Source organism: Photobacterium salinisoli (assembly GCF_003614885.1).
Classification (GTDB): Bacteria; Pseudomonadota; Gammaproteobacteria; order Enterobacterales; family Vibrionaceae; genus Photobacterium; species Photobacterium salinisoli.
Window position 1 is genome coordinate 92,038 of record NZ_QZMS01000007.1, and the last position, 25,601, is coordinate 117,638.

The window sequence follows — 25,601 nt, forward strand, 5'->3', positions numbered from 1 at the left end:
TTGTTTTGAAAACTTACAATATTTGTTGAGGCTGGTGCGATATGAATCAGACAAAAATCTGGAAGCAGGTCCAACACGGCCAGCATTACATGTCGGTATGGCCAATGCGCAAAGAGCTGGCTGTATTATTTCCTGAACAACGCTATATCAAGGCCACTCGTTTTGCGGTGCGGGTGATGCCTGCTGTGGCCGTGATGAGTGTGCTGAGCCAGATGGCTTTTCATAATTCCTCTGGTTTGCCACTGGCAATGGCCGTGGCCTTATTTGCGCTCAGTATGCCCTTGCAGGGCTTGTTATGGCTGGGGAAACGCAGCCGGACAGTCTTGCCGCCCTCACTGGCGAGCTGGTGCCGTGAAATACACGGCAAAATTTTAAGCGAAGGCTATTCCATGCAGCCGCTGAAAGCGCGGCCTCGCTATCTTGAGCTGGCACAGGTACTGGACAGAGCCTTCAAGCAATTGGATAAGGCTTCGCTGGAACGCTGGTTCTGATTGCAGTCAATGCAGGTCAGTGGTCTGTGAAACATCTTCTGAACACTGGCAGGCAACAGCCGGTCGAGATAAAGCAACAAAAACAAAAAAACGGACAGGGAAATGACCTTGTCCGTTTTTTTATTTGCTTCAGCCGGTGATTCAGCTGGCCAGATAGCGGCGGATTTGTGCCTCTATGCCCGGGCCATCGATTTCCAGTTCAGCATGCAGTTCGGCCTGGGTGCCCTGATGGATGAATTTGTCCGGCAGGCCGATTTGCAGCACAGGCTTGATACGTTTGTCTCTCATCAAAAATTCGATCACCCCGGAACCGGCACCGCCGGCGATGGCGTTCTCTTCCACTGTGACTAGCAGATCATGGTTATCGGCCAGCTGGCGAATTAAGCTCTCATCCAGTGGCTTGACGAAACGCATGTCGGCTACCGTGGCATCGAGAGACTCCGCGGCTTCCAGCGCGTAGCTCAAAGTGGTGCCGAAGTTCAGAATGGCAACGCTGGATCCCTGACGGCGCAGTATGCCTTTACCCAGCTCCAGTGCTGTCATGGTGGCTTCTGGTGTCACGCCGGTTCCGCTGCCACGCGGGTAGCGCACCGCGCTGGGTCCCTGATGCTGATGACCGGTATAGAGCATCTGGCGGCACTCGTTTTCATCACTCGGTGTCATGATCACCATGTTAGGAATACAGCGCAGGAAACTCAGATCGAAAGCACCCTGGTGGGTCTGGCCGTCAGCCCCGACCAGCCCGCCACGATCGATGGCGAACATTACTGGTAAATCCATGATGGCGACATCGTGGATCAGTTGATCATAGCCGCGCTGCAGGAAAGTTGAGTAGATCGCGACAACCGGATGATAACCGCCAATAGCCATGCCGGTCGCCAGTGTCACCGCATGCTGCTCAGCAATGGCGACATCAAAATACTGCTCCGGGTATTCTTTGGAGAACCGCACCAGCCCCGAGCCTTCACGCATTGCCGGTGTGATGGCCATCAGTTTGCGGTCTTTTTCGGCCATATCACACAGCCAGTCACCGAAGATTTTCGAGAAAGTCGGTTTGCTGTCTTTGGCTTTCGGCAGCGGGTTCTGGCTCAGATCAAATTTTGGTACGGCGTGATAATTGATCGGGTCGGCTTCTGCCGGCGCATAACCTTTGCCCTTTTTCGTCATGATATGAAGAAATTGCGGACCTTTCAGGTTGCGCATATTTTTAATGGTACGCACCAGCTCCTGTACATCATGACCGTCGATAGGGCCTATGTAATTGAAGCCCAGTTCCTCAAACATAGTGCCTGGCACGACCATACCTTTGAGGTGCTCTTCGGCCCGGCGGACCAGCTCTTTAATCGGTGGCGCGCCTGAGAGCACCTTCTTGCCGCCTTCGCGAATGCTGGCATAGAAATTACCGGACAACAGTCGCGCCAGATGATTATTCAGCGCGCCCACGTTCTCGGAGATCGACATTTCATTGTCATTGAGGATCACCAGCATGTCGCTGTGCACATCGCCGGCATGGTTCATGGCTTCGAAAGCCATGCCCGCCGTAATGGCGCCGTCACCGATCACGCTGACGACCTTGCGGCCCGCGCCTTCACGCTCGGCGGCAATCGCCATGCCCAGGCCGGCACTGATCGAGGTGGAGGAGTGACCGACAGACAGCACGTCGTATTCACTTTCTTCCCGCCAGGGGAAAGGGTGTAAGCCGTCTTTCTGGCGAATGGTATTTAACCGGTCGCGACGTCCGGTCAGGATTTTATGCGGATAGGCCTGATGGCCGACATCCCAGATCAAATGATCGAAAGGTGTGTTGTACACATAATGCAGGGCAACCGTCAGTTCTACGGCACCGAGACCAGAGGCAAAATGCCCGCTGGACTGACTCACAGAGTTGAGCAGATACGTCCGCAGCTCATCGCAGAGCGCAGGTAAACTGTCCACCGGCAGTAAACGAAGTTCGTCCGGTGTATTGGCTAAGGCCAGATGTGGGTATTTAGAAATATCCAATGTCATAACAAGTCGGCGCTTATACTGTTTTAGTTGTTGCGCTCGATAACGTATCGGGCGAAAACTTCTAATGAATCTGTATTGTAGGGTATAGCTTCCAGGGCGTGTAGGGCTTCCTGGTATAGCTGGCGAGCTTTATCCTGGGCGCCTGCTAATCCTAGCAGGGCTGGGTAGGTGCTTTTTTCCAGAGCGACATCCGAACCCTGGGGTTTGCCCAGTGTCTGAGTATCGCTGATCACATCCAGAATGTCGTCCTGAACCTGAAAGGCCAGGCCAATCGCTTCTGCGAACCTATCCAGCTGGGGCAGGATGGCGACTCCTTTTTCACCGGCCGCCAGAGCACCAAGACGCACCGCACAACGGATCAGTGCCCCGGTTTTGTGTCTGTGGATGGTTTCCAGCTGCGCCAGACCGACGCGTTTGTGCTCTGCGGCTAAATCCAGCGCCTGTCCGGCACACATACCGGACGCACCGGCAGCCTGAGCCAATTCGCGAACCATGGCGATACGCTGGCTGTTGCCCTCGGCACTCAGGCGGCCAGACGCCAGTATTTCAAAAGCGAGTGTCTGCAGAGCATCACCGGCCAGAAGGGCGGTGGCTTCATCAAAGGCAATGTGACAGGTCGGTTTACCGCGCCGCAGTTCGTCGTCATCCATGGCAGGAAGATCGTCATGGATCAGCGAATAGGCATGAATACATTCAACGGCCGCCGCCGGGGCATCCAGATCATCCATATCCGCGCCCAGCATGCTTCCTGTGACATAAGTCAGGAAAGGACGGGCACGCTTTCCGCCCAGCAGGGTGCCGTGTCTCATCGCCTGAACCAGAGGCTGATCGGTAAAGGGCAACTGAGTCAGCCATTGTTCCAGCTGAGCATTATTACGGGCCGCGTACTCGGCCAGTTGTTGAGAAAGGCTGTTAGTCATCGCTCGGTTCAAAGTCCGTTAGTGGCGCATTGTCATCAGCTTGCAGCAAAATCTCAACCCGTTGCTCGGCCTGAGTCAGTTTTTGCTGGCTGTTGCGGGCCAGGGCAATGCCACGCTCAAATTTTTTCAGCGCGTCTTCTAAAGGGATATCACCGGATTCCAGCTCGTTGACTATCACATCGAGTTCATTCATGGCCTCTTCGAAGGCCATCTTTTCTGGTTTTTTAGTCGCCATATCCGGTCCATTGATGGGTTGTGAGCGCGTTTGGAGGTGCGCCCGAAAATGAGGGGAAAATAGCGCACAGGCTATGCCGGGTCAAATTATGGCACAGGGAAGTGTGCGCATTACAGTGTTATTTTTATGGTTTTTATACCCAGTGGTGCTTTGTATCGCCCATTGCAAGAGGAAAGTAATCACAGAGAAGAGGCGGAAGTTCGGTTTTTCCCAGCAGAGCACAAAACCGAGGGTTAATCAGTGCTAAACCAAAATCCAAAGGTGCCGATACAGGGTGAGTAAGTTAGAATAACGCCAGTTTAAGCTGGCCATAGTAACCCGGACATCCTGATGTCGCCTGGGTTGATAAGAAAAAATTACAGAGGAGTGATCCGTGGATTTGGCAACCCTCATAGGCTTAGTTGGTGCCTTTGCTTTTGTCATTATGGCGATGCTGCTGGGTGGCAGCCTTGATATATTTTTTAATGTGCCCTCTATTTTGATTGTATTGGGCGGGACATTATTTGTTGTATTAATGAAGTTCAGCCTGTCGCAGTTTTTTGGCGCCGCCAAAATTGCAGCGAAAGCCTTCATGTTTAAAACGGATGACCCGGAAGATTTGATCGCCAAGATTGTTGAAATGGCGGATGCGGCACGCAAAGGCGGCTTTCTGGCGCTGGAAGAAATGGAAGTCAATAACAGCTTCCTGCGAAAAGGGATTGATTTACTCGTCGACGGTCATGATGCCGACGTAGTGCGTTCGACACTGCAAAAAGATATCGGGCTGACCAATGAGCGCCATGAAAGGGGTATCAGTATTTTCAGCTCATTGGGTGAGGTTTCACCGGCGATGGGAATGATAGGTACCCTGGTGGGTCTGGTCGCCATGCTGACCAACATGGACGATCCCAAGTCTATCGGCCCGGCCATGGCCGTCGCGCTGTTAACCACGTTATACGGTTCGATCCTGGCTAACATGGTGGCTATTCCGATTGCCGATAAACTGTCATTGCGTAAAAACGAAGAGCGCCTTAACCGCCGCTTGATTCTTGATGGGGTACTGGCCATTCAGGATGGTCAGAACCCGCGTGTCATCGACGGTTTTCTGAAAAATTACCTCCATGAAAAACAACGCCGTGCTGACGTTGATGAATAAGGAGGCGGGTGATGGATGAGACCGAATGCAATTGTAAGAAAGGGGCTCCGGCCTGGATGGCAACGTTCGCCGATCTGGCGACCCTGCTGATGTGTTTCTTCGTGCTGCTGTTGTCATTTTCTGAGATGGACGTCTTGAAGTTCAAGCAAATTGCTGGCTCTCTGAAATTTGCCTTTGGTGTGCAGAACATGGTGGAAGTGAAAGACATTCCTAAAGGCACCAGTGTTATTGCTCAGGAATTTCGTCCGGGGCGGCCTGAACCGACTCCGATAGAAGTCATCATGCAGCAAACCATCGACATGACACAGCGAACGCTGGACTTCCATGAAGGTGAATCGGATAAGGCCGGCGGTACCAAACGTGAAGCAGGCAAACTGACCGGCGGGCGTTCTGAACATACGGCTACCCAGATGAACCAGAATACGCAGTCGGAGATGACCCAGGCCCAGCAACAGTTGGCCGATGTTTTACAAACTGCCCTTGAGCGAGAAATACAGGAAAATCTGATCGAGGTCGAAAACCTGGGTCAGCAGGTGGTGATCCGTATTCGTGAGAAAGGGGCATTTCCGGAAGGGTCGGCCTTTCTGCAACCCAAATTTCGCCCGCTGGTTCGGCAGGTGGCTGATCTGGTCAAAGATGTGCCTGGGGTGATCACCGTTTCTGGTCATACGGATAATCAGCGACTGGATTCTGAGTTATACCGTTCCAACTGGGATTTGTCGGCGCAGCGTGCCGTGTCCGTCGCTCAGGAAATGGAAAAAGTGCAGGGTTTTGATCATAACCGGATGCGCGTGCTGGGATTGGCTGACACCTCACCGCTGGACAGTAATGACACCCTGGACGGGCGTAAGCGTAACCGCCGGGTAGAAATTGCCATCATGCAGGGTAAACCGCATTTTACCAATGAACTGACCAGTGACCCGGCAGGGGAATCTGCCGTCCCGTCAAATTAAGCCTACAATCTGAATAAGGACCTGATGTCTGTTCGCCTGAGAGGGTGAACAGACATCAGGCGGCGAGGGCAAGAGCCATAATGGACCGCGGGTCTGTGAAACTCTGCGCTCACCGTTTTTCTGATAATCCTTTGTATTTCAGCGACCGCTTGCTTGCTGTATAATCCGCGCCTTTAGTTAGGCCCTGTGAAGCGAAGCATGTTATGAAATTTATTGTAAAGCCCCATCCAGAGATTTTTGTAAAGAGTGAATCAGTGCGGAAGCGCTTTACCAAAATCCTGGAGTGCAATATCCGCATTATCCTTCAGCGCCTGTCTGATCAAGTGGCTGTGTACAACCGACGCAGCTACATTGATGTCACAGTGAAGGACGACAGCCTCCGTGATCAGGTTCTGACCGTATTGACCCAGACGCCTGGCATTCACCATGTGCTGGAAGTCAAACAAACCGATTTTACCGACATGCACGATATCTTCGAGCAGACTCTGGCCCATGTGGGCAACGAACTTGAAGGCAAAACCTTCTGCGTGCGCGCTAAGCGGGTGGGTAAACACGACTTTACCTCAATCGAGCTGGAACGTTACGTGGGCGGCGGTCTGAATCAGGCCGTTGAAAGTGCGAAAGTGCAGCTGAAAAAACCCCAGGTGACGGTCAACCTTGAAGTGGACGGCGAGAAACTCAATCAGGTGCTTGCCCGTCATAAAGGTCTGGGTGGTTTCCCGCTGGGTACTCAGGAAGACGTACTGAGCCTGATCTCAGGCGGCTTTGATTCCGGTGTGTCCAGCTATCTGCACATCAAGCGCGGCAGTAAAGTGCACTACTGTTTCTTTAACCTTGGCGGGCCGGCACATGAAATTGGTGTGAAGCAGGTTTCTCACTATTTGTGGAAGAAATTCGGCTCTTCGGCCAAAGTGAAGTTCATTGCCATTGATTTCGAACCTGTTGTGGCCGAAATTCTGGAAAATGTGGATGACGGCCAGATGGGCGTGGTGCTCAAGCGTATGTTCATGCGCGCGGCAGGTCAGGTTGCTGAGCGTTTTGGTATTCAGGCGCTGGTGACCGGCGAAGCGCTGGGCCAGGTATCAAGCCAGACGCTGACCAATCTGCGTCATATCGACAATGTAACCGATACGCTGATTCTTCGTCCTCTGATTAACTGGGACAAAGAAGATATTATCAATCTTGCCCGTGACATAGGTACGGAAGATTTTGCCAAAACCATGCCTGAATTCTGCGGCGTGATCTCCAAGAGTCCGACCGTAAAAGCGGTGAAAGAAAAACTGGAAGCCGAAGAAGCCAAGTTTGATTTTGCTGTGCTGGATCGTGTGGTGAGTGAAGCTCGTATCCTCGATATCCGTGACATCGAAAAAGAAAGCCAGGAGCAGGCACCAGAGATTGAGCTGGTGGATCAGATTGACGGCAACAGCACAGTGCTGGATATCCGCAGTCCGGACGAAGAAGATGAAAGCCCGCTGCACATTGAAGGGGTTGAAATCAAGCATCTTCCGTTCTACAAACTGGCGACCCAGTTTGGCGATTTACCTCAGGATAAAACCTACCTGCTGTATTGTGCTCGCGGTGTGATGAGTCGCTTACAGGCTCTGTACCTGAAAGAAAATGGTTTCGATAACGTGAAAGTTTATCGCCCGTAATCTTCTATTGCTTTTCTTTCCCTCCCCTTGGCAAGGGGAGGGCTAGGGTGGGGGTCGTGAGGCGCGCTCGGACTTTACTTCTGTGCCTGATAACCCCCTCCTGACCTCCCCTTAAAAAGGGGGAGGGATCGTACAGCGATGACTGAAAGCACGATGATTCCCTCCCCTTGGCAAGGGGAGGGCTAGGGTGGGGTTCGTGAGGCGAGCTCGACTTTACTTCTGTGCCTGATAACCCCCTCCTGACCTCCCACTTGAAAAGGGGGGAGGAACCTAAAGCCATTTTGATTCTCTCCCTCTACAAAGGGAGGGAATATCATCTTTTCCCCACCACATCAAAGCTCATACTCGGCCACATCACCATAGGTTCTGCCACTTTGGCGGTTGTTGCTTTCCCCAGCAGCAGGGTGATGATTTCCAGTGCAAACTCTTGCGAGGTGCCCGGTGCCTGGCTGGTCAGCAGATTATTATTCACATCAAACATCACGCGGCGACCTTCACGACGGCGGTGCTCAGGAATACGATCAACAAAGGCCGGGTGAGCCGTCATCAGCGCATCCGGATAGAGCTGGTGATGTTCCAGCACCACAGCAGGCGCGGCACAAATAGCGGCCACCAGTTTACCGTCGTATTTATGCTGCTTAATAAATTCAACCGTCAGCGTGCTGTCTCTGAGGTATTCTGCGCCCGCCAGGCCGCCGGGCAGAACCACACAGTCGAAGGGGTCATCGGCAATTTCGACCAGCGGGCGGTCAGCGGTCAGTGTAATGCCCCGCGAGCCTTTCATCGCCAGTGCCCCGTCTTCTGCCACGCTGGCAATGGTCACTTGCATACCGGCCCTGATCAGAATATCAACCGTATTGATGACCTCCATTTCTTCGCTGCCGGGGGCAATACAGACCGCCACTTTAGGGGGGTGTACAGAGGATGTCGTTGGGTTAGCCATAATTTTGCTCCAAGTGTTTTATCTGTTGCCACAGGGCGAAGTTCGCCGGTGTGGCAAGCTGAAAATGGTGTGCCTGCTCAATCAGAAAGCCGGTTATGGCGTCAATCTCCGTCGGCCGCTGGTTGGCAACATCCTGCTGCATGGATGAATAATTGGCCGCCGTGGCCCTGATCACCGTCATAGTGCGTTGCACTAGCTCTTCGCTGCGGGTGGGGTAGCCAGCGGCTGCCATGACAGCCGCGACTTCGCGGCAGACAGCCGTCAGTTCGGCGGTAAAATCCGGTTCAGCCAGATAGCCATTGCGGCATTGGTGGATAGCCGTCAGTGGATTGATGGCGCAATTGACGGCCAGTTTCTGCCATTGCGGATAGTGAATATCCTCATGCCATTGGCAGGGAGCCAGCGCCGTGTTCAGCACCCCGGCCAGTGCGTGCCATAGCTCGCCGGCAGTATTGACTGCACCCAGATATGTCGGGCCAGATCCGGTGTGGCGCACACTGTGGTTGTCTGCCCGTAAAGCCGCCTGAGAGGTGGTTGCATAGAGTACCGGATTATCCGGCAGCAGCTGCAGCACCTCGTTTTCTGTGCCCATACCATTGTGCATCACAATCACGGGAGTTGAAGTGCACAGCCAAGGGGTTATGCTCCTTACCGCCTCAGAGACCTGAAAGGCTTTTACTGTGATCAGAACAATATCGCTGCGGCTGAGCAGATCAACCTGATTACAGTGGAAAGTGAAAGTGTCTGTATCCGGCGCATCCAGGCCTTGCCAGTGTAGCGTAGAGACACTGGCTGTCTGACGGCGCCAGAGGTGAATGGTGTGGCCTTGTCTGGCCAGAGCACCTGCCCAGAGGCTGCCAATTGCGCCAGCGCCGACTACGGTAATGTTCACGGTATTGCCTGTTCGGAAAGGAATGACTGAAGCCTATTGTAGCGGCTGGGAAATCAAGGGGTAAAGTAAAAGTCCGGATACCTGGGTACCCGGACCGTGGTTGTCAGAACTTATAGGTGACAGAGAAATAATGGGATGGGCCGGTTGACTCAAAGCTGTCAGAATCTTCAATCAGGTAGACATCATAAAAGAGTTTCAGACCGTAGCCGACCGAGAAGCGGTCAGAGTGCCAGTAAAGTCCGTTGAACCAGTTCCCGCCATGAGTGGCCTGGGAATTGCCGTTAAACTCATCATCGGCGCCGAACTGGTAATCAATATAGCCCTGATAGGAAATGTATGAGCCATTGGCAAAGGTATAGAAGGGTTTAAACCAGTTGGTAGATATCTGGTAGCCGTTCCAGTCTTTCGCGTTGACATCGTACAATCCATACAGATTCAGGCCAACTTTACCAAACCATGGCACCATGATATCGGAGCCTATCCCCCAGAAGGAGTTATTGACGTCCTGCGCACCGCCTCCCCAGTTGAACAGGGTGGCAAAATAGAGCTCCTGCACCGGACCGAATGAGAGATCGGTTTTGGTTAACGCATCGAGCGAAACCCGTGGCGCAAATTTCATGAACATTTTGGGTCTGTCTTTCTTGTCACTGGCATCGCTTTCCGTCAGATCGAAGAAATCCACATAGCCGTAAAGATCGAAAATACCGGATCGGCCACCAAATTCCATTTCCAGATAGTCATGACCTGATGGGTCACTGGGCGCACGGGGATATTCTTCCAGTGCGTACATCAGGTTGAACTGAAACCATTTATAGTCATTTTTATGGATATCGCCGTCAGTATAATCAGCGGCAAAAGCGGTTCCGGGACATACCAGTGCAGCTCCAAGAGCCAAAGCTAAACAAGTCTGTTTCATGTTGGCGTTCTCACTTATCGTTTATCGTTGCCATTGCTTAGGGAACACGTCTGCCAAGAGGCTTGTTTCTTAACAGAAAGACAGTGTCTAACTTAAAAGATTAGTGGATAGCGGCCGGGCTGCCTTAGGAGCAAGAAAATAATCCATGCTCTGGAGGGTGATACAGATCATAACTTTAGAAATCAGTCTGAAAATCAGGCAGATGAAACGGGGTGGCAGGGGAATATAATTGTCTCAGGAGTTAGAACGAAAAACAAAGGCGCCGGGAAGGCGCCTTTGCAGGATTCAGGGTGTTGCTCAGGGCAAACTTAGAACTTGTAAGTCAGGCTGACATAGTGGCTGATACCGGTCGATTTGAAGCCATCTGAGTCTTTGATACCGTACACATCTTTGTAGGCTTTCAGGCCGTAACCCACCGCATAACGCTCAGAATGCCAGTAGATACCGTTGAACATGGCGCCGCCATTGCTCGCAGAAGAGTACTCTTCTTTCATGCCAAACTGGTAATCGATGTAACCCTGGTAAGACACGAAGCTGCCGTTGTCCAGCGTGTAGAAAGGTTTGAACCAGTTGGTCGAAATCTGGTAACCGTTCCAGTCTTTTTGGTTTGAGTCGTAAGTACCGTACAGGTTCAGGCCGATTTTGCCCAGCCAAGGCACGTTCACGTCAGAACCCAGACCAATTTTTTGTGTATTCGGGCCTCTGACTCCGGCAGCAAATCCACCTGGGCCAGTTTTACCGCCGCCCCATTCCATAACAGTTGCAACGTACAGTTCTTGTACCGGGCCAAAAGACAGATCTGAGTGGGTCAGTGCATCCAGAGAAACGCGTGGCGCAAACTTCATGAAGATTTTATCTGCACCTGCTTTATCGCTGTCTGAATCTGTGGTCAGGTCAAAAACATCCACATAACCGTACAGGTCAAAGATACCGGAACGACCGCCGAATTCCATTTCCAGGTAATCGTGGCTTGATTCGCCTGGCAGTTCGTCAAATGCGTACATCAGGTTGAACTGAGACCATTTGTAGTCGTTCTTGTGGATATTACCGTCGGTGTAATCAGCAGCATTCGTAGCAGCAGACAGGGAAGCTGCCAGTACACTCAGTGCAACAAGGGATTTACGCATCGTCAACTCTCGCTAATTGAATTAAAACACCGGACTTTTTTGACCAGTCCGTATCAATGGCGGGAAGTGTATTGTTTGATGTCACTAATGTGAATGTAACAAACTGGCAGTTGTTTTTTGATTGTGATTTTGATCTTGTGTAATGGATTGCAAAAAAAATCAAAAGTGATTCTGATCTCTTTTTGTACGCTATTGGATGTAATTTTTCTGATCTAAGTGAGTAATAGGTCAATTATTGCTCGTGCCTGATATGCGGGAAAGTTAACTGAGATCAAATAAAGTCAACTTGAGAGTCAAAATTATCAACAGATATAGAAACAGAAGGGAGGGAAGGTGAGATTTCTGACCTGAAATGTTGGAACACTCAGGCCAGATAAAGTTCCCGCTTAACGGAATTTTAGTTCTGATGAGGGGCGTATTTCGCCACCGCTTTGATAAGGAGCAGCACGGGCAAGCCGATCAATGCGGTACTCAGAAAGAAGATGTTATAGCCCCAGTGATCAACAAACAGGCCTGAAAACCCGGCGAGAAATTTCGGGAACAGCAACATGATGGAGCTGAAAAGGGCATATTGGGTAGCAGAGAAAGCGACGTTGGTCAGGCCGGACATGAAGGCAATAAAGGCGGCGGTGGCAATACCCGCACTCAGGTTATCAATCGAGATCACCACAGTCAGCATAGGCAGGCTGTTGCCAATGTAGGTGAAAGCCATAAACAGCAGGTTAGTGAAAGCGGCCAGCACGGCACCCAGAGCCAGAATCCGTAGCGTGCTATAGCGGTAAATCAGTATGCCGCCGAGGCCCGCGCCAGCCAGAGTCATGATCACGCCGTATATTTTCGAGACAGAAGCCACTTCGGTTTTGCTGAATCCCATATCGACATAGAAAGCATTAGCCATCACGCCCATGACAACGTCTGAGATACGGTAACAGCCGATCAGTGCCAGTAACAGCAGGCCGGCTTTACCATAACGCGAGAAGAAGTCGATAAAAGGCATGATCGCAGAGGTATAGAACCAGGCACACATCCGGGCCAGCCAGTGCGGCATCTTCCCGGCAGCCAGCCTTTCGCGGATATCTGTTTCCAGCGCATCCATTTCTTTGCCGTTACGTGCGGGTTCATGAATGCAAAGCGCCGTGATCAGACCGACGGACATAAAGCCCGCCATGATGAAATAGGCGGTCTTCCAGCCGATAGGATCATAGCCGGTGTCTGAACCAAATAAAGCCGCGAAGCCCAGCGCGCCGGCGCCCGCCATGATCATGGCCAGCCGGTAGCCTGTCATATAAGCCGCCGCCAGCGCGGCCTGCAAGCGTTCCGTTGCCAGTTCTATCCGGTAGGCATCAATGACGATGTCCTGCGATGCAGAAGAGAACGCCACTATCACGGCAAATACGGCTAACTGGTATAAATCAATCTGCGGATTACTTAAAGCCATGCCGCACAGTGAAGCAATGATCAGCAGTTGCGAGAACACCATCCAACCACGGCGACGACCCAACAGGCTTGACAGTAAAGGAACGGGGAAGCGGTCAATCAGTGGTGACCATATCCATTTAAAGCCATACGCCAGCGCGACCCAGCTGAAATAGCCGATGTCAGTGCGGCTGACTTCTGCTTCGCGCAGCCAGAATGACAGGGTACCAAAGACCAGCAAGATAGGCAGACCGGACGAAAATCCGAGTGCCAGCATGATGAGAACTTTTTTTTCGAGATATACGCGCCACCCGGTGTTCGGGCGTTCTTCGACGGTGTGCTCCATGTGGAGTGGCCTCTGCTACTTATTACTATCTGGTTCCAGATTTAGCTCTATAAGGTAACAGTAAGCGCGGGTGAGAAAAACCATCGGAAAGTCAAAGTGTGGTGAGTTTGGGGGCAAAGTACTGCTTTAAGGGCGAATGCCCTGCATTTTCTCTGGGGCCTCACCGATGCCCAGCAGGAATTTAGCACCGGCAGTGACACGAAACTGGATAAAGCAGTTGCCCAGCAACTGGTGTTCCTCGAGTGATTCCATTAAATGCAGCAGATACCAGTACACGGACTCATAGGTATTGTCAGGTGTACCGCTGGGGATCGACAGCATCCACCAGTCATGCAGATGCTCGGTACAGGTCTTTTTTAAGGAGTCGTAGCTGGTATCACCATTAATGGTGCCCAGCATAGCTATCGCCAGAGCCGGTGCGTAATCAGTAATGTGATTGGCAATTTGCTCTGTCGGCACATCCGGTATTGAAGAAACAAGTTTGAGCATAGGCACCACCCTGGCCGAAGATTAACGGCCAGGGGCGTCAATCTACTTGTTGATTAGGTTAATAGCTTTAATAACTATAGGCTGCTGAGGCACATCTTTCATACCTATTGAGCGGACTGTTGTTGTAGGAATAGCGGCCATTTTTTCAATAACTGAGAACCCTTTCACAACTTTTCCGAACACCGCATATCCCGGCTTGCCCGGGCGGCCGTCAAGAAAGGTATTGTTCTGATAATTGATGTAGAACTGACGTGTGGCTGAGTCGGCCACTTGTGTCCGCGCCATTGCTATGGTGGCTCTTTGGTTGCTCAGGCCGTTATCGGATTCATTTTTGATTGGCTCGTAACTCGGGCGCTGCTGTAAATCGGCATCAAATCCACCGCCTTGCGCCATGAATCCCGGAATCACCCGGTGGAAAATGGTGCCCGCATAGCTGCCGTCTTCGACATAGCGCAGGAAGTTTTTGGTGGTAACTGGCGCTTGCTCTTCATTCAGCTCAACCACAAATTCGCCCAGACTGGTTTCAATGGCAACCTGAGTGGCGGCAGAGGCTGAAAACGAAAGTGCCAGCAGGGTGGCGGTGATAAAATGTCGCATTACAGGTTTTCCTCCATGTAGCTGTTCAGTTCTGTATCAGACTGGATGTCACGAAGCACGGCATCCATCAGGCCGGTCATTGCTACTTCCATTGACTCTGTTGACGCTGTCATCGCGCCTTCACGGGATGATTTGCCCGCATAACGTTTGATGAATTTTCCGTTAGGAGTTGTCAGGACCAGTTGCAGTTGCAATTTGCTGTTCAGGGTGTGGCTGAAGGCACTCTGTTTGACATTCACTATGGCTTCAAGAATATCCAGCCGCATTGTGCTCTGGCTTTCGTGGCCAATCTGAACGCCCTGAGATGTCAGCTGTCGGGAAAGTGCGTCTTGTAATGTCAGGCGCAGATTTTCTTTCGCGTGTAATGGGTGAACGTTCTGATCCCCGTTATCAATCACAGCAACGAACTGAGCTGTACGCAGGTCGCGGCTTTCAAGGGTCAGATTCTGTCCCTTCAGGTTTGGCTCTCCGGCCAGAGAAGGGGAGGGCTGGATAGAAAGCTGGGAGTCAGTTGGTGCCGTGCAGGCGGTCAGCGCCAGCAGTGATACGGCGAATATGAATGGTTTCATCCGGTTTGTTCCTTATTAAACAGGCTGTTGCCAGCCGCAATGTGCAAAATTATGGGCTTATTTTTCAGCTTGATAAACTACAAATTTAGCGTTCTGAGCAATTTTATGTACTTTATTAAACAGGCGCTTAAGCTTTCCATCATAGCCAAGATGGCGGTTACCGATCACAATTAAGCGCCCGTGTTTGTTCAGGCTTTGTTTTGCATCACAGAACATTTGCCAGGCAATATGATCGGTAATGGTATTTTGCTGGTGGAAAGGTGGGTTACACAGCACCAGGTCTGCGTCGCTATTTACCATACTTTCCAGACAGTTATCTACTTTAGCCTCGAGTTGGTCCGGGTTGGTCAGATTCAGGTCAGCATTTTCCCGGCAAGACGCTACGGCCATGTAACTTTCATCAACACAGGTGACTTTCGCCTGTGGGTTGAGCCTGGCGGCCTGCAGGCCAATGACCCCGTTTCCGCACCCTAAGTCGATGATGTGCTTCAGTGCCGGCTCCTGAGGAATGTGCTCCAGCAATAACCTGGCCCCGATGTCGAGACTTTCACCGGAAAACACATTGGCATGGTTGGTTAAGGTGAGCTTGTACTCGGGCACCGCCCAGCGCTGGGCTTCCGGCAGCGGCGCCGCCAGATTTTTATCCGGCTGACAGAAAATCAGGCGTGCTTTTTTCACCGCCAGTGACGTACTGGTCGGGCCCAGATGTTTCTCGAACAGTTTGAGGGTCGAGGTATGTATGTCTCTGGCTTTGGCGGCAGCAATCACCACACAGTCGTCGGGCAAGGCTGCACAGAGCTGGGTGAGCTGCCAGATGAGCAGTCGGTTATTTTTGGGCAGCTTCAGCAGCACCAGCTGGGTCTGGGGTGGCACAGGGGCCAGACAGTCAGTGAATCTGATGCCCGGCAGCGCGTTTGCGGCCAGGTTGTGCTGGCTGGCTGTTCTTGCAATGTATGAATCACCAACAGATACCGTCTGTCCCTGACGGGCGAACCAGCATGCCAGGGCACCAAAGCTGTCATTCATGATCAGAACGGGGCGCTCGGCATCCAGATTGAGTACCTGCTTCTGTTTCATCTCTTCAACCTGATTGATCAGGTATTCATCCGCCGCATCCCAGGCTTGCAAGGTTTCATTTTGACGAATCGGGTATCGGTTCAGTTGCAGGGTCTGGCCATGCAGGGTGAGCTCAGGTTTCATTCAGGCTATCTTTAGGGTATGTTGTCGAGTTGAATATTTTCGCAGATGCTGACGTAGCTGCAAAGACTAACAGTGAGAAGTGTGTTGTTATGGTGAGCATAACACAGTGATTTCCAGGATATCGCCGCATTTTCATTCGCTACTTATGCTCAGACACCTAGCATGCCGGCGTCAGGAGGCCATATGATCCAGGAACGTATTGAACAGAAATTGCAAGCCGCATTGTCACCGACCCATCTTGAAGTGCGCAATGAAAGTTATATGCACAATGTGCCAGAAGGCGCAGAAAGTCATTTTAAAGTGGTAGTGGTCAGTAATGAATTTGAAGGTCAGCGCCTGATTGGTCGCCATAGAGCCATTAATACAGTACTGGCAGATGAGCTCGCTAATCACATTCATGCGCTGGCGATTCACACTTACACACCGGATGAATGGCAGGCGCAGCAGTCTGCACCGGCTTCCCCCGCTTGTTTGGGTGGCAGTAAGTTTGGTTAAGCTATGATGAATCCATCAAGTGGCTGAACCGTGGCGAATCACACCTTGATCAAAAACCGCATCTTGTTGCGGTTTTTTACAGTCCGAAGTTTGAAGTTGATAGTCATCAATAATTGAGTCATGGCGTAGTATACGCACCGTTCAGCGACAGACAGAGTGCTCTGTGATAGCCCGAATGATGCTGGCCTTGCGGCGCAGGGCTGCTTAGTTAGCAAGTCTTCTCTCATCCCTGGCGACTATAATGAGTCCCGAATGTGGTGAAATGTTCGGTGATGACTTAGCCACCGGATGAAAACATATGTTGCAAATTCGATGCAGTTTTGCGTCGAATTTTGCTGTTTTATGACCATCGAATGCGTTAGTTTTACCGACTGTCCTTTGGTGTTGACGTTTTGATACCAATTTGTAAATAGCAGAAAAATACATTATTTGAGGCGACAAGCAGAAGATTCAGCGCAAGTGTGCGTTGGGTCAAATTTATCTGTTCTCGTGATTATTAGCACATCAGCTATCGCTGAATTTCAGCTCGAATAGCGAGGTTTGCCATAGTAAAAACCTGTTGATTAATGCTAAAATCTGGCCCTCGAAAAAACTCGTCATCTTAATGTGTGATGAAAGAGTTAATAGGATGTTGCGGTGCTGGTTGCTGGAAAACCGGCTTCGGACCAAGGAAAGTCGTGTCTAAGTTGCGCAATAACAAGTTCTTTTTCCCGTTAATGTAGTGCAAGTGCGTATGATTACAATAAAGAAGGGGCTGGATATCCCAATTTCAGGGACTCCTACCCAGGCGATAAATGATGGTAAATCCATCTCTCGAGTCGCCTTGCTTGGCGAAGAATACGTGGGTATGCGTCCAACCATGCATGTCCGCGTAGGGGATGTAGTAAAAAAAGGTCAGGTGCTCTTCGAAGATAAGAAGAACCCAGGCGTGAAATTTACTGCTCCGGCCAGCGGCAAGGTTTTGGAAGTCAACCGTGGAGCTAAACGTGTGCTTCAGTCTGTTGTCATTGATGTTGAGGGCGATGATCAAATCACCTTTAACCGCTATGACAAAGCTGAGCTGGCTCAACTGGATCGTGCTGTGATTGTAGAGCAGCTGGTTGAGTCCGGTATGTGGACAGCGTTACGTACCCGTCCATTCAGCAAGGTCCCAGCGATCGAGTCTGAAACACAGGCGATTTTTGTCAATGCGATGGATACCAACCCATTGGCAGCTAACCCAGAAGTGATCATCAACGAGCAAGGCGAAGCCTTTGTTGCTGGTCTGACGCTTCTGTCTCGTCTGACCGGTGGCAAGGTGTATGTGTGTAAGTCAGGTGCAAGCCTGCCGCGCTGCAGCGAAACCAATGTGGAAGAACACGTATTTAACGGACCGCACCCTGCCGGTCTGGTAGGTACGCACATCCATACTCTGTTCGGTGCTGACGCGCATAATGTTGCATGGCACCTGAACTATCAGGATGTGATTGCTTTCGGTCAGTTATTCCTGACCGGTGAGCTGTACACTCAGCGTGTTGTTTCTCTGGCAGGTCCTGCCGTCAACAACCCTCGTCTGGTCCGTACTGTTATTGGTGCGTCTGTCGAGCAGCTGACTGAGTCTGAGCTGTTAACCGGTGAACTGCGTGTGCTGTCAGGTTCAGTCCTGAACGGCATTCCGGCGACTGGCCCTCATGCTTATCTCGGCCGTTATCACCTGCAGATTTCTGCACTGCGTGAAGGTCGTGAGAAAGAATTCATGGGCTGGATCGTTCCTGGAAAGAATAAATTTTCTGTTACACGTGCTTTCTTTAGCCAATTTTTCCCAGGCCAGCTCTACAACATGACAACCACTACCAATGGTAGTGAGCGTTCCATGGTGCCAATCGGTAACTATGAGCGTGTCATGCCTCTGGACATCGAACCTACACTGCTATTGCGTGATCTGTGCGCCGGCGATACTGACAGTGCCCAGCAGTTGGGTGCGTTGGAGCTGGATGAAGAAGATCTGGCACTGTGTACCTTCGTGTGCCCAGGTAAGTATGAGTACGGTCCAATGCTGCGTGCATGCCTGGACAAGATTGAGAAGGAAGGATAATTCATGAGCCTCAAGAATTACCTCGAGCAGATCGAACACCACTTTGAACCAGGTGGTAAGCATGAGAAATGGTTTGCACTGTATGAAGCAGTTGCAACCGTGCTTTACACCCCAGGTATGGTTACCCGTACCGGTTCTCACGTGCGTGACAGTATCGACCTGAAACGCATCATGATCATGGTGTGGCTTGCTGTATTTCCTGCCATGTTCTGGGGGATGTACAACGTCGGCCATCAGGCGGTTGTTGCCCTGAACCACCTGTATGCGGGTGATCAACTGGCTGCCATTATCAGTGGCGACTGGCATTACTGGCTGACCGAGTCTCTGGGTGGCACCTTAGGTGCTGACGCAGGCTGGGGCAGTAAAATGCTGCTGGGTGCGACCTACTTCCTGCCTATCTATGCCACGGTATTTATCGTGGGTGGTTTCTGGGAAGTTCTGTTCTGTATGGTCCGTAAACACGAAGTGAATGAAGGTTTCTTCGTGACTTCGATCCTGTTTGCGCTGATCGTTCCGCCAACACTGCCTCTGTGGCAGGCTGCACTGGGTATTACCTTTGGTGTGGTTGTGGCGAAAGAGATCTTTGGCGGTACAGGTCGTAACTTCCTGAACCCAGCTCTGGCCGGTCGTGCTTTCCTGTTCTTCGCTTACCCGGCGCAGATCTCAGGCGATCTGGTATGGACTGCCGCGGATGGTTTCTCTGGTGCAACAGCACTGAGTCAGTGGGCAGCCGGTGGTCAGGCAGCAGTAGTCAATACTGTTACTGGCGAAGCGGTAACCTGGATGGATGCTTTCATTGGTCGTATTCCTGGTTCTATCGGTGAAGTCTCGACTCTGTTCATTCTGATCGGCGGTGCGTTCATCGTGTATCTGGGCATTGCGTCCTGGCGCATTATTGCCGGTACCCTGATTGGTATGGTTGCTGCCGCAACACTGTTCAACATTATTGGTTCTGATACCAACGCAATGTTCGCTATGCCATGGCACTGGCACCTGGTTCTGGGTGGTTTTGCTTTCGGTATGATGTTCATGGCAACCGATCCGGTTTCTGCTGCTTTCACCAATAAAGGTAAGTGGTGGTACGGTGCACTAATTGGCGTGATGGCTGTTATGGTACGTGTGGTTAACCCTGCGTTCCCTGAAGGCATGATGCTGGCGATTCTGTTCGCCAACCTGTTTGCACCGCTGTTTGACCATGCAGTAATTCAAGGCAACATCAAACGGAGACTGGCTCGTCATGTCAAATAAGAATGATAGCATCAAGAAAACGCTGATTGTTGTTGTTGTCCTGAGCCTGGTGTGCTCTATCGTGGTATCAACAGCAGCAGTTATGCTGCGTCCTATGCAGCAAGCGAACGCTAAGCTGGATGTTCAGCGTAACATCCTGTCTGTTGCCGGCCTGCTGCAAGACGGCGTCAAAGTTACGGAAACGTACAACCAGTTTATTGAACCTAAATTGGTTGATCTGGCTACCGGTAACTTTGTTGACTCTGTTGATGGTATGTCACCCGCAGAGTACGACCAGCGTGACGCTTCGAAAAATCCGGATCTGTCTGTGAAACTGGATCCTGCAACCGATCCGGCGAAGCTGATTCGTCGTGCGGATGTTGCCAAAGTGTATCTGGTAAAAGATGCCAGCAATCAGGTACAGAAGCTGATTCTGCCTGTTAACGGCAAAGGTCTGTGGTCCATGATGTACGCTTTCGTTGCGGTTGAAACCGACGGCAACACTGTGTCAGGCATCACTTACTATGAACAGGGTGAAACTCCTGGACTGGGCGGTGAAGTTGAGAACCCGAAATGGCGTGCACAGTGGGAAGGCAAGAAACTGTTTGACGATAGTTTCGCCCCTGCTATCCGTGTCGTGAAAGGTGGCGCACCGGAAGGTGATGTTCACGGTATCGACGGTCTGTCTGGTGCAACGCTGACAAGTGACGGCGTTCAGAACACCTTCCAGTTCTGGTTAGGTGATAACGGCTACGGTCCGTTCCTGACTAAAGTGCGCAATGGAGGCCTGAACAATGGCTGATACTAAAGAAATGAAAAAAGTCCTGCTGGGGCCGATCGTCAGTAATAACCCGATCGCTCTGCAGGTACTGGGTGTGTGTTCAGCGCTGGCTGTAACCACTAAGCTGGAAACCGCGTTCGTCATGGCGCTGGCGGTAACTTTCGTTACTGCGTTCTCCAACTTCTTTGTTTCTCTGGTGCGTAACCAAATCCCCAACAGCGTGCGTATTATCGCTCAGATGGCAATTATTGCCTCGCTGGTTATCGTGGTTGACCAGGTGCTGAAAGCCTTCGTTTACGACATCTCTAAGCAGTTGTCAGTATTCGTAGGTCTGATCATCACTAACTGTATCGTAATGGGCCGTGCAGAAGCTTATGCAATGAAATCTGCGCCCCTGCCATCTTTGCTGGATGGTATCGGTAACGGTCTGGGTTACGGTTTCGTATTGCTGACAGTCGGTTTCTTCCGTGAGCTGCTGGGTTCAGGCAAACTCTTTGGTATGCAAGTGCTGCCGCTGGTCTCTGAAGGTGGCTGGTATCAGCCAAACGGTATCATGTTGTTGGCACCGTCTGCCTTCTTCCTGATTGGCTTCATGATCTGGACTATCCGTACGTTACGCCCGGATCAAGTAGAAGCGAAGGAGTAAGGGAAACATGGAACATTATATTAGCTTACTGGTTCGTTCGATCTTCATCGAGAACATGGCACTGTCTTTCTTCCTGGGTATGTGTACATTCCTGGCGGTTTCCAAGAAAGTCAAAACCTCTTTCGGTCTGGGTGTCGCAGTAACAGTCGTACTGACTATCTCAGTACCGGTAAACAACCTGGTTTATAACCTGTTGCTGAAAGACGGCGCCATTGTTGAAGGCGTTGATCTGACGTTTCTGAACTTTATTACTTTTATCGGTGTTATCGCGGCACTGGTACAGATTCTGGAAATGATTCTGGACCGTTTCTTCCCGCCGCTGTACAACGCGCTGGGTATTTTCCTGCCGCTGATCACTGTTAACTGTGCAATCTTCGGTGGCGTATCTTTCATGGTACAGCGTGACTACAACTTCGCGGAGTCTGTGGTATACGGCTTTGGCTCAGGTGTGGGCTGGATGCTGGCTATCGTTGCCCTGGCGGGTATTCGCGAGAAGATGAAGTATTCAGACGTACCTGCCGGTCTGCGTGGCCTGGGTATTACCTTCATCTCTGTAGGTCTCATGGCGTTGGGCTTCATGTCCTTCTCCGGTGTACAGCTGTAATCAGGATAATAAGGAATAATTCATGGATATTATTCTTGGCGTAGTTATGTTCACCTTGATTATCCTGGCTCTGGTATTAGTGATTCTGTTCGCTAAATCCAAGCTGGTACCATCAGGTGACATTACTATCTCAATCAATAACGACCCGGAAAAAGCAATCACGACCCCTGCGGGTGGTAAACTTCTGGGCGCACTGGCAGGCAGCGGCATCTTTGTCTCTTCTGCTTGTGGTGGTGGTGGTTCATGCGGTCAGTGCCGTGTGAAAATCAAATCTGGTGGCGGCGATATCCTGCCAACCGAGCTTGATCACATCACTAAAGGTGAAGCACGTGAAGGTGAGCGTCTGTCTTGCCAGGTGAACGTGAAAGCCGACATGGACATCGAGCTGCCAGAAGAAATCTTTGGTGTGAAGAAGTGGGAGTGTTCTGTTATCTCTAACGATAACAAAGCGACCTTCATCAAAGAGCTGAAACTGGGCATCCCGGACGGCGAATCAGTACCATTCCGTGCTGGTGGTTATATTCAGATTGAAGCGCCACCGCACCATGTTAAGTATGCTGATTACGACGTACCTGAGAAATTCCGTGAAGACTGGGATAAGTTCAACCTGTTCCGTTACGAGTCGAAAGTAAACGAAGAGACAATTCGTGCTTACTCAATGGCGAACTATCCGGAAGAGGAAGGCATTATCATGCTGAACGTGCGTATCGCTACGCCGCCACCTCGTAATCCGGATGTGCCACCAGGTATCATGTCTTCATATATCTGGTCGCTGAAACCGGGTGATAAGGTGACTATCTCTGGTCCGTTTGGTGAATTCTTCGCGAAAGATACCGATGCAGAGATGGTGTTTATCGGCGGTGGTGCCGGTATGGCACCTATGCGTTCACACATCTTTGACCAGCTGAAGCGTTTGCAGTCTAAGCGCAAGATGACCTTCTGGTACGGTGCGCGTTCTAAGCGTGAAATGTTCTATGTAGAAGATTTCGATATGCTGCAGAACGAGAATGATAACTTTAAGTGGTACTGCGCCCTGTCGGATCCTCTGCCAGAGGACAACTGGGACGGTTACACCGGCTTCATCCATAACGTGCTTTATGAAAACTACCTGAAAGATCATGAAGCGCCGGAAGACTGCGAATACTACATGTGCGGTCCACCAATGATGAACGCAGCTGTTATCAGTATGCTTAAAGATCTGGGTGTTGAAGACGAAAACATCCTGCTGGATGACTTTGGTGGCTAACGCTGCCTGAGGTCTTCCTCTAAAATGGCTGATCCCTTGGGTCAGCCATTTTTCGTCAAGCCCTGCATCAATTCCTTAGCGCCTATCAATGCCGTGTGCACGGCAACTGAGCGGACATTTTCAGTATTTGGGAGATCCCTTGCATGATGAAACTATTCACCCGGGCAGTTATGCTGCTGGTGATGGCACTGGTTGTCAGTGGCTGTAGCGAGCAACGTCAGTTAATTCACCTGACCGGCTCAACAATGGGGACCTATTATTCGATCAAGTTGATTGAGCAGGAAGGCTTACCGAGCGAAGTGGCACTTCAGAAAGAAATTGATCGCCGCCTTGAATTGGTTAACGATCAGATGTCGACTTATCGTGAGGACTCCGAGCTCAGCCAATTTAATCAGCATCGAAGCAGCGAACCGTTTGAGGTGTCGGCAGATACGGCGACGGTGGTACGGGAAGCGATTCGCTTGTCTAAACTGACTGATGGGGCATTGGATGTGACGGTTGGCCCTCTGGTCAACTTGTGGAGTTTCGGCCCGGAAGCCCGTCCGGATGTGGTACCGACGGATGAAGAACTGGATGCTCGTCGTCAGGAAGTCGGTATAGAGCATCTGAAGGTTCAAGGTAACACTTTGATTAAAGATATGCCTGGGCTGTATGTTGATCTGTCATCCATTGCTAAAGGGTACGGTGTCGATGTTGTGGCTGACTATATTGCTTCATTGGGTGTGAATGACTATCTGGTTGAAATCGGTGGAGAAATCCGCCTGAAAGGCAAAAATCTGGAAGGCGTGCCATGGCGGATAGCAATTGAAAAGCCTACACAAGATGGCAGCCGTTCCATACAGGAAGTGGTTGAGCCGGGTGAAATGGCCGTTGCCACTTCGGGTGATTATCGTAACTATTTTGAAGAAAATGGTGTACGCTACTCACATCTGATAAATCCCATAACAGGCAAGCCGATTACTAACCATGTGGTTTCAGTCACTGTGATGCATCCGAAATGCATGACAGCAGATGCTCTGGCAACGGCATTTTCTGTCATGGGAGAAGAGAAAGCAATCGCACTGGCAAACCAAGAAAATTGGCCAGTTCTGTTGATAGTAAGTACTGATGAAGGTTTTAAGGAATATGCCTCTGATGCCTTCAAGACTTACATGCAGAAGAAATAAGTTGAGAGCATAGTATGTTGGTATATGTAACAACCTTTGGCGTTTTTCTGTTAGTCATAGTCGCAATGGCTGTCGGCTACATTTTCCAGCGTAAAACGGTGGCTGGTAGCTGCGGTGGCCTTGGCGCGGTTGGCATTGAAAAAGAATGTGACTGCCCTGAGCCCTGTGACAAGCGTTTGAAGCGTGAAGCTCGCGCCGCCAAACAGGAAGAATGGAAGAAAAATCAGATCATCTGATTGAAGACTGACGTTCACGCTGAGTAAAAAGCCCGTGGAGAATACCGCGGGCTTTTTGTTGCTCGCTATCTGCTTGGTAAGCACTTATAATGCTGTATATAAAAACAGTAACCTATTCTCCAGTCACATGCTGAAAGCCCGATGTTATGTCAGATAAAACCGTGACCGACAGCCATCAACGGAAAATTATCCATATTGATATGGACTGCTTTTTTGCGGCGGTTGAGATGCGTGATAATCCTGAGCTGCAACATGTGCCGATTGCTATCGGTGGCCGATCTGAACAGCGGGGAGTGCTCAGTACCTGCAATTATCTGGCCCGGCAATTCGGCGTGCGTTCCGCTATGCCGACGGCCCAGGCGATGAAGCTCTGTCCCGGCCTGATACTGGTACCCGGCAGGATGGCTGTGTATAAAGAGGTCTCCCATCAGATCAGGGCGATTTTCCAACGCTATACCTCGTTGATTGAACCTCTTTCACTGGATGAAGCCTACCTGGATGTCACCGAGTGTGATCTGCACCGCGGTTCTGCGACTTTGATTGCCCAGGATATTCGTCAGGCTATTCGTGAAGAGTTGCATCTCACGGCATCTGCAGGCGTGGCACCGGTAAAATTCATTGCCAAAATCGCCTCTGATATGAATAAACCGGATGGCCAGTATGTGGTGACGCCAGCCGACGTGCCTGACTTTGTGGCTGACTTGCCGCTGGAGAAAATACCGGGTGTAGGTAAAGTCACTATCCAAAAACTGCATGACATCGGTCTGTACCTCGGAAAAGATGTGCAAGCCTATGACAGGCGGGAGTTGTTAAAACAGTTCGGCAAGTTTGGTCAGTCGCTGTGGGCGCGGGCACACGGCATTGATGAGCGTGAAGTGGTGGTCTCGCGTGAACGAAAATCAGTTGGTGTCGAGAGAACTTTTGCCCGCAACATAGTTGACTATGCGCAATGCTGGCAAGTCATAGAGCAGCTGTATCCTGAATTAGAAGCACGGCTTCGCAAAGTGCGTCCGGATCTGCGCATTGCCCGTCAGGGAGTGAAAATAAAATTTGCCGATTTTCAGCAAACCACGGTCGAACATATTCAGCCGGTGCTGCACAAACAACAGTTTACCGCTTTACTGGCCGAAGCTTTGACAAGACAGAAAGGGCGGGAGATTCGCTTGGTCGGTATCAGTGTCGGGCTGGAATCGGGTGTTAAAGCCCAGCAATTGTCGTTTGACTGGTAGTCAGGGAGT

26 protein-coding genes are annotated in these 25,601 nt (G+C 50.9%); 14 read left to right on the plus strand and 12 right to left on the minus strand.

The window, feature by feature from the left end; genetic code table 11:
- The first annotated feature begins 41 nt into the window (after window positions 1-41).
- On the plus strand, window positions 42-491 hold the full coding sequence (gene yfbV / locus D6M16_RS01105; RefSeq protein WP_120510194.1) for a terminus macrodomain insulation protein YfbV: 450 nt from the start codon (window positions 42-44) through the stop codon (window positions 489-491).
- 141 nt (window positions 492-632) lie between these two features.
- On the opposite strand, the gene dxs is transcribed toward yfbV, so the two are convergent.
- Genes dxs through xseB form a run of 3 tightly spaced genes read right to left on the minus strand, consistent with a single transcriptional unit; the run spans window position 633 to window position 3,653 of the window.
- Window positions 633-2,498 (minus strand): 1-deoxy-D-xylulose-5-phosphate synthase, encoded by a 1,866-nt coding sequence (gene dxs / locus D6M16_RS01110; protein ID WP_120510195.1) that lies wholly within the window; start codon window positions 2,496-2,498, stop codon window positions 633-635.
- 23 nt (window positions 2,499-2,521) lie between these two features.
- Window positions 2,522-3,418 carry a (2E,6E)-farnesyl diphosphate synthase gene (ispA, locus tag D6M16_RS01115; protein WP_120510196.1) on the minus strand — a complete coding sequence of 299 codons (897 nt, stop codon included), beginning with the start codon at window positions 3,416-3,418 and terminating at the stop codon, window positions 2,522-2,524.
- Complete coding sequence (gene xseB / locus D6M16_RS01120; protein ID WP_027253848.1) at window positions 3,411-3,653, minus strand: exodeoxyribonuclease VII small subunit; 243 nt, start codon at window positions 3,651-3,653, stop codon at window positions 3,411-3,413. The genes ispA and xseB overlap by 8 nt, the downstream gene beginning before the upstream one ends.
- A gap of 373 nt (window positions 3,654-4,026) precedes the next feature.
- On the opposite strand from xseB, the gene pomA reads away from it, so the two are divergent.
- From pomA to thiI, 3 genes are all read left to right on the plus strand, one after another.
- On the plus strand, window positions 4,027-4,788 hold the full coding sequence (pomA, locus tag D6M16_RS01125; RefSeq protein ID WP_120510197.1) for a flagellar motor protein PomA: 762 nt from the start codon (window positions 4,027-4,029) through the stop codon (window positions 4,786-4,788).
- 11 nt (window positions 4,789-4,799) lie between these two features.
- Window positions 4,800-5,741 carry a flagellar motor protein MotB gene (locus D6M16_RS01130; protein WP_162940891.1) on the plus strand — a complete coding sequence of 314 codons (942 nt, stop codon included), beginning with the start codon at window positions 4,800-4,802 and terminating at the stop codon, window positions 5,739-5,741.
- 203 nt (window positions 5,742-5,944) lie between these two features.
- Window positions 5,945-7,393 (plus strand): tRNA uracil 4-sulfurtransferase ThiI, encoded by a 1,449-nt coding sequence (thiI, locus tag D6M16_RS01135; RefSeq protein WP_120510199.1) that lies wholly within the window; start codon window positions 5,945-5,947, stop codon window positions 7,391-7,393.
- Window positions 7,394-7,706: 313 nt separating this feature from the next.
- On the opposite strand, the gene D6M16_RS01140 is transcribed toward thiI, so the two are convergent.
- From D6M16_RS01140 to D6M16_RS01180, 9 genes are all read right to left on the minus strand, one after another.
- Window positions 7,707-8,336, minus strand: coding sequence for a DJ-1 family glyoxalase III (locus tag D6M16_RS01140; RefSeq protein WP_120510200.1), 630 nt, complete (start codon window positions 8,334-8,336; stop codon window positions 7,707-7,709).
- A complete protein-coding gene (gene panE, locus D6M16_RS01145; RefSeq protein WP_120510201.1) occupies window positions 8,329-9,228 on the minus strand; it encodes a 2-dehydropantoate 2-reductase in 900 nt (299 codons plus the stop codon). The genes D6M16_RS01140 and panE overlap by 8 nt, the downstream gene beginning before the upstream one ends.
- 103 nt (window positions 9,229-9,331) lie before the next feature.
- A complete protein-coding gene (locus tag D6M16_RS01150) occupies window positions 9,332-10,144 on the minus strand; it encodes a nucleoside-specific channel-forming Tsx family protein (protein ID WP_120510202.1) in 813 nt (270 codons plus the stop codon).
- A 308-nt stretch (window positions 10,145-10,452) separates the two neighbouring features.
- Window positions 10,453-11,271: a nucleoside-specific channel-forming Tsx family protein gene (locus tag D6M16_RS01155; protein WP_120510203.1), complete on the minus strand. Its 819-nt coding sequence runs from the start codon at window positions 11,269-11,271 to the stop codon at window positions 10,453-10,455.
- Window positions 11,272-11,668: 397 nt separating this feature from the next.
- Window positions 11,669-13,033 (minus strand): AmpG family muropeptide MFS transporter, encoded by a 1,365-nt coding sequence (locus D6M16_RS01160; protein WP_120510204.1) that lies wholly within the window; start codon window positions 13,031-13,033, stop codon window positions 11,669-11,671.
- 126 nt (window positions 13,034-13,159) lie between these two features.
- Window positions 13,160-13,522 carry a hypothetical protein gene (locus D6M16_RS01165; RefSeq protein ID WP_120510205.1) on the minus strand — a complete coding sequence of 121 codons (363 nt, stop codon included), beginning with the start codon at window positions 13,520-13,522 and terminating at the stop codon, window positions 13,160-13,162.
- Window positions 13,523-13,564: 42 nt separating this feature from the next.
- Window positions 13,565-14,119: a peptidylprolyl isomerase gene (locus tag D6M16_RS01170; protein ID WP_120510206.1), complete on the minus strand. Its 555-nt coding sequence runs from the start codon at window positions 14,117-14,119 to the stop codon at window positions 13,565-13,567.
- Window positions 14,119-14,688 carry a YajG family lipoprotein gene (locus D6M16_RS01175; protein ID WP_120510207.1) on the minus strand — a complete coding sequence of 190 codons (570 nt, stop codon included), beginning with the start codon at window positions 14,686-14,688 and terminating at the stop codon, window positions 14,119-14,121. The genes D6M16_RS01170 and D6M16_RS01175 overlap by 1 nt, the downstream gene beginning before the upstream one ends.
- A gap of 57 nt (window positions 14,689-14,745) precedes the next feature.
- Window positions 14,746-15,888: a methyltransferase gene (locus D6M16_RS01180; RefSeq protein WP_120510208.1), complete on the minus strand. Its 1,143-nt coding sequence runs from the start codon at window positions 15,886-15,888 to the stop codon at window positions 14,746-14,748.
- 183 nt (window positions 15,889-16,071) lie between these two features.
- On the opposite strand from D6M16_RS01180, the gene bolA reads away from it, so the two are divergent.
- The 10 genes from bolA (at window position 16,072) to dinB (ending at window position 25,592) form a co-directional block, all read left to right on the plus strand.
- On the plus strand, window positions 16,072-16,383 hold the full coding sequence (gene bolA / locus D6M16_RS01185) for a transcriptional regulator BolA (RefSeq protein ID WP_120510209.1): 312 nt from the start codon (window positions 16,072-16,074) through the stop codon (window positions 16,381-16,383).
- Window positions 16,384-17,116: 733 nt separating this feature from the next.
- A complete protein-coding gene (locus tag D6M16_RS01190; RefSeq protein WP_120510210.1) occupies window positions 17,117-18,457 on the plus strand; it encodes a Na(+)-translocating NADH-quinone reductase subunit A in 1,341 nt (446 codons plus the stop codon).
- A gap of 3 nt (window positions 18,458-18,460) precedes the next feature.
- Window positions 18,461-19,705, plus strand: coding sequence for an NADH:ubiquinone reductase (Na(+)-transporting) subunit B (locus D6M16_RS01195; protein ID WP_120510211.1), 1,245 nt, complete (start codon window positions 18,461-18,463; stop codon window positions 19,703-19,705).
- Complete coding sequence (locus tag D6M16_RS01200) at window positions 19,695-20,486, plus strand: Na(+)-translocating NADH-quinone reductase subunit C (protein WP_120510212.1); 792 nt, start codon at window positions 19,695-19,697, stop codon at window positions 20,484-20,486. Before D6M16_RS01195 ends, D6M16_RS01200 begins: the two co-directional genes overlap by 11 nt.
- Window positions 20,479-21,111, plus strand: a complete 633-nt coding sequence (locus D6M16_RS01205) for an NADH:ubiquinone reductase (Na(+)-transporting) subunit D (protein WP_027253865.1) — start codon at window positions 20,479-20,481, stop codon at window positions 21,109-21,111. Before D6M16_RS01200 ends, D6M16_RS01205 begins: the two co-directional genes overlap by 8 nt.
- 7 nt (window positions 21,112-21,118) lie before the next feature.
- On the plus strand, window positions 21,119-21,715 hold the full coding sequence (gene nqrE / locus D6M16_RS01210) for an NADH:ubiquinone reductase (Na(+)-transporting) subunit E (protein WP_027253866.1): 597 nt from the start codon (window positions 21,119-21,121) through the stop codon (window positions 21,713-21,715).
- 22 nt (window positions 21,716-21,737) lie between these two features.
- Window positions 21,738-22,961, plus strand: coding sequence for an NADH:ubiquinone reductase (Na(+)-transporting) subunit F (gene nqrF / locus D6M16_RS01215; protein WP_027253867.1), 1,224 nt, complete (start codon window positions 21,738-21,740; stop codon window positions 22,959-22,961).
- 170 nt (window positions 22,962-23,131) lie between these two features.
- Window positions 23,132-24,127, plus strand: coding sequence for an FAD:protein FMN transferase (locus tag D6M16_RS01220; RefSeq protein WP_420812222.1), 996 nt, complete (start codon window positions 23,132-23,134; stop codon window positions 24,125-24,127).
- Window positions 24,128-24,141: 14 nt separating this feature from the next.
- On the plus strand, window positions 24,142-24,363 hold the full coding sequence (gene nqrM / locus D6M16_RS01225) for a (Na+)-NQR maturation NqrM (protein ID WP_027253869.1): 222 nt from the start codon (window positions 24,142-24,144) through the stop codon (window positions 24,361-24,363).
- A 146-nt stretch (window positions 24,364-24,509) separates the two neighbouring features.
- Window positions 24,510-25,592, plus strand: coding sequence for a DNA polymerase IV (dinB, locus tag D6M16_RS01230; protein WP_120510213.1), 1,083 nt, complete (start codon window positions 24,510-24,512; stop codon window positions 25,590-25,592).
- Window positions 25,593-25,601: the final 9 nt, after the last annotated feature.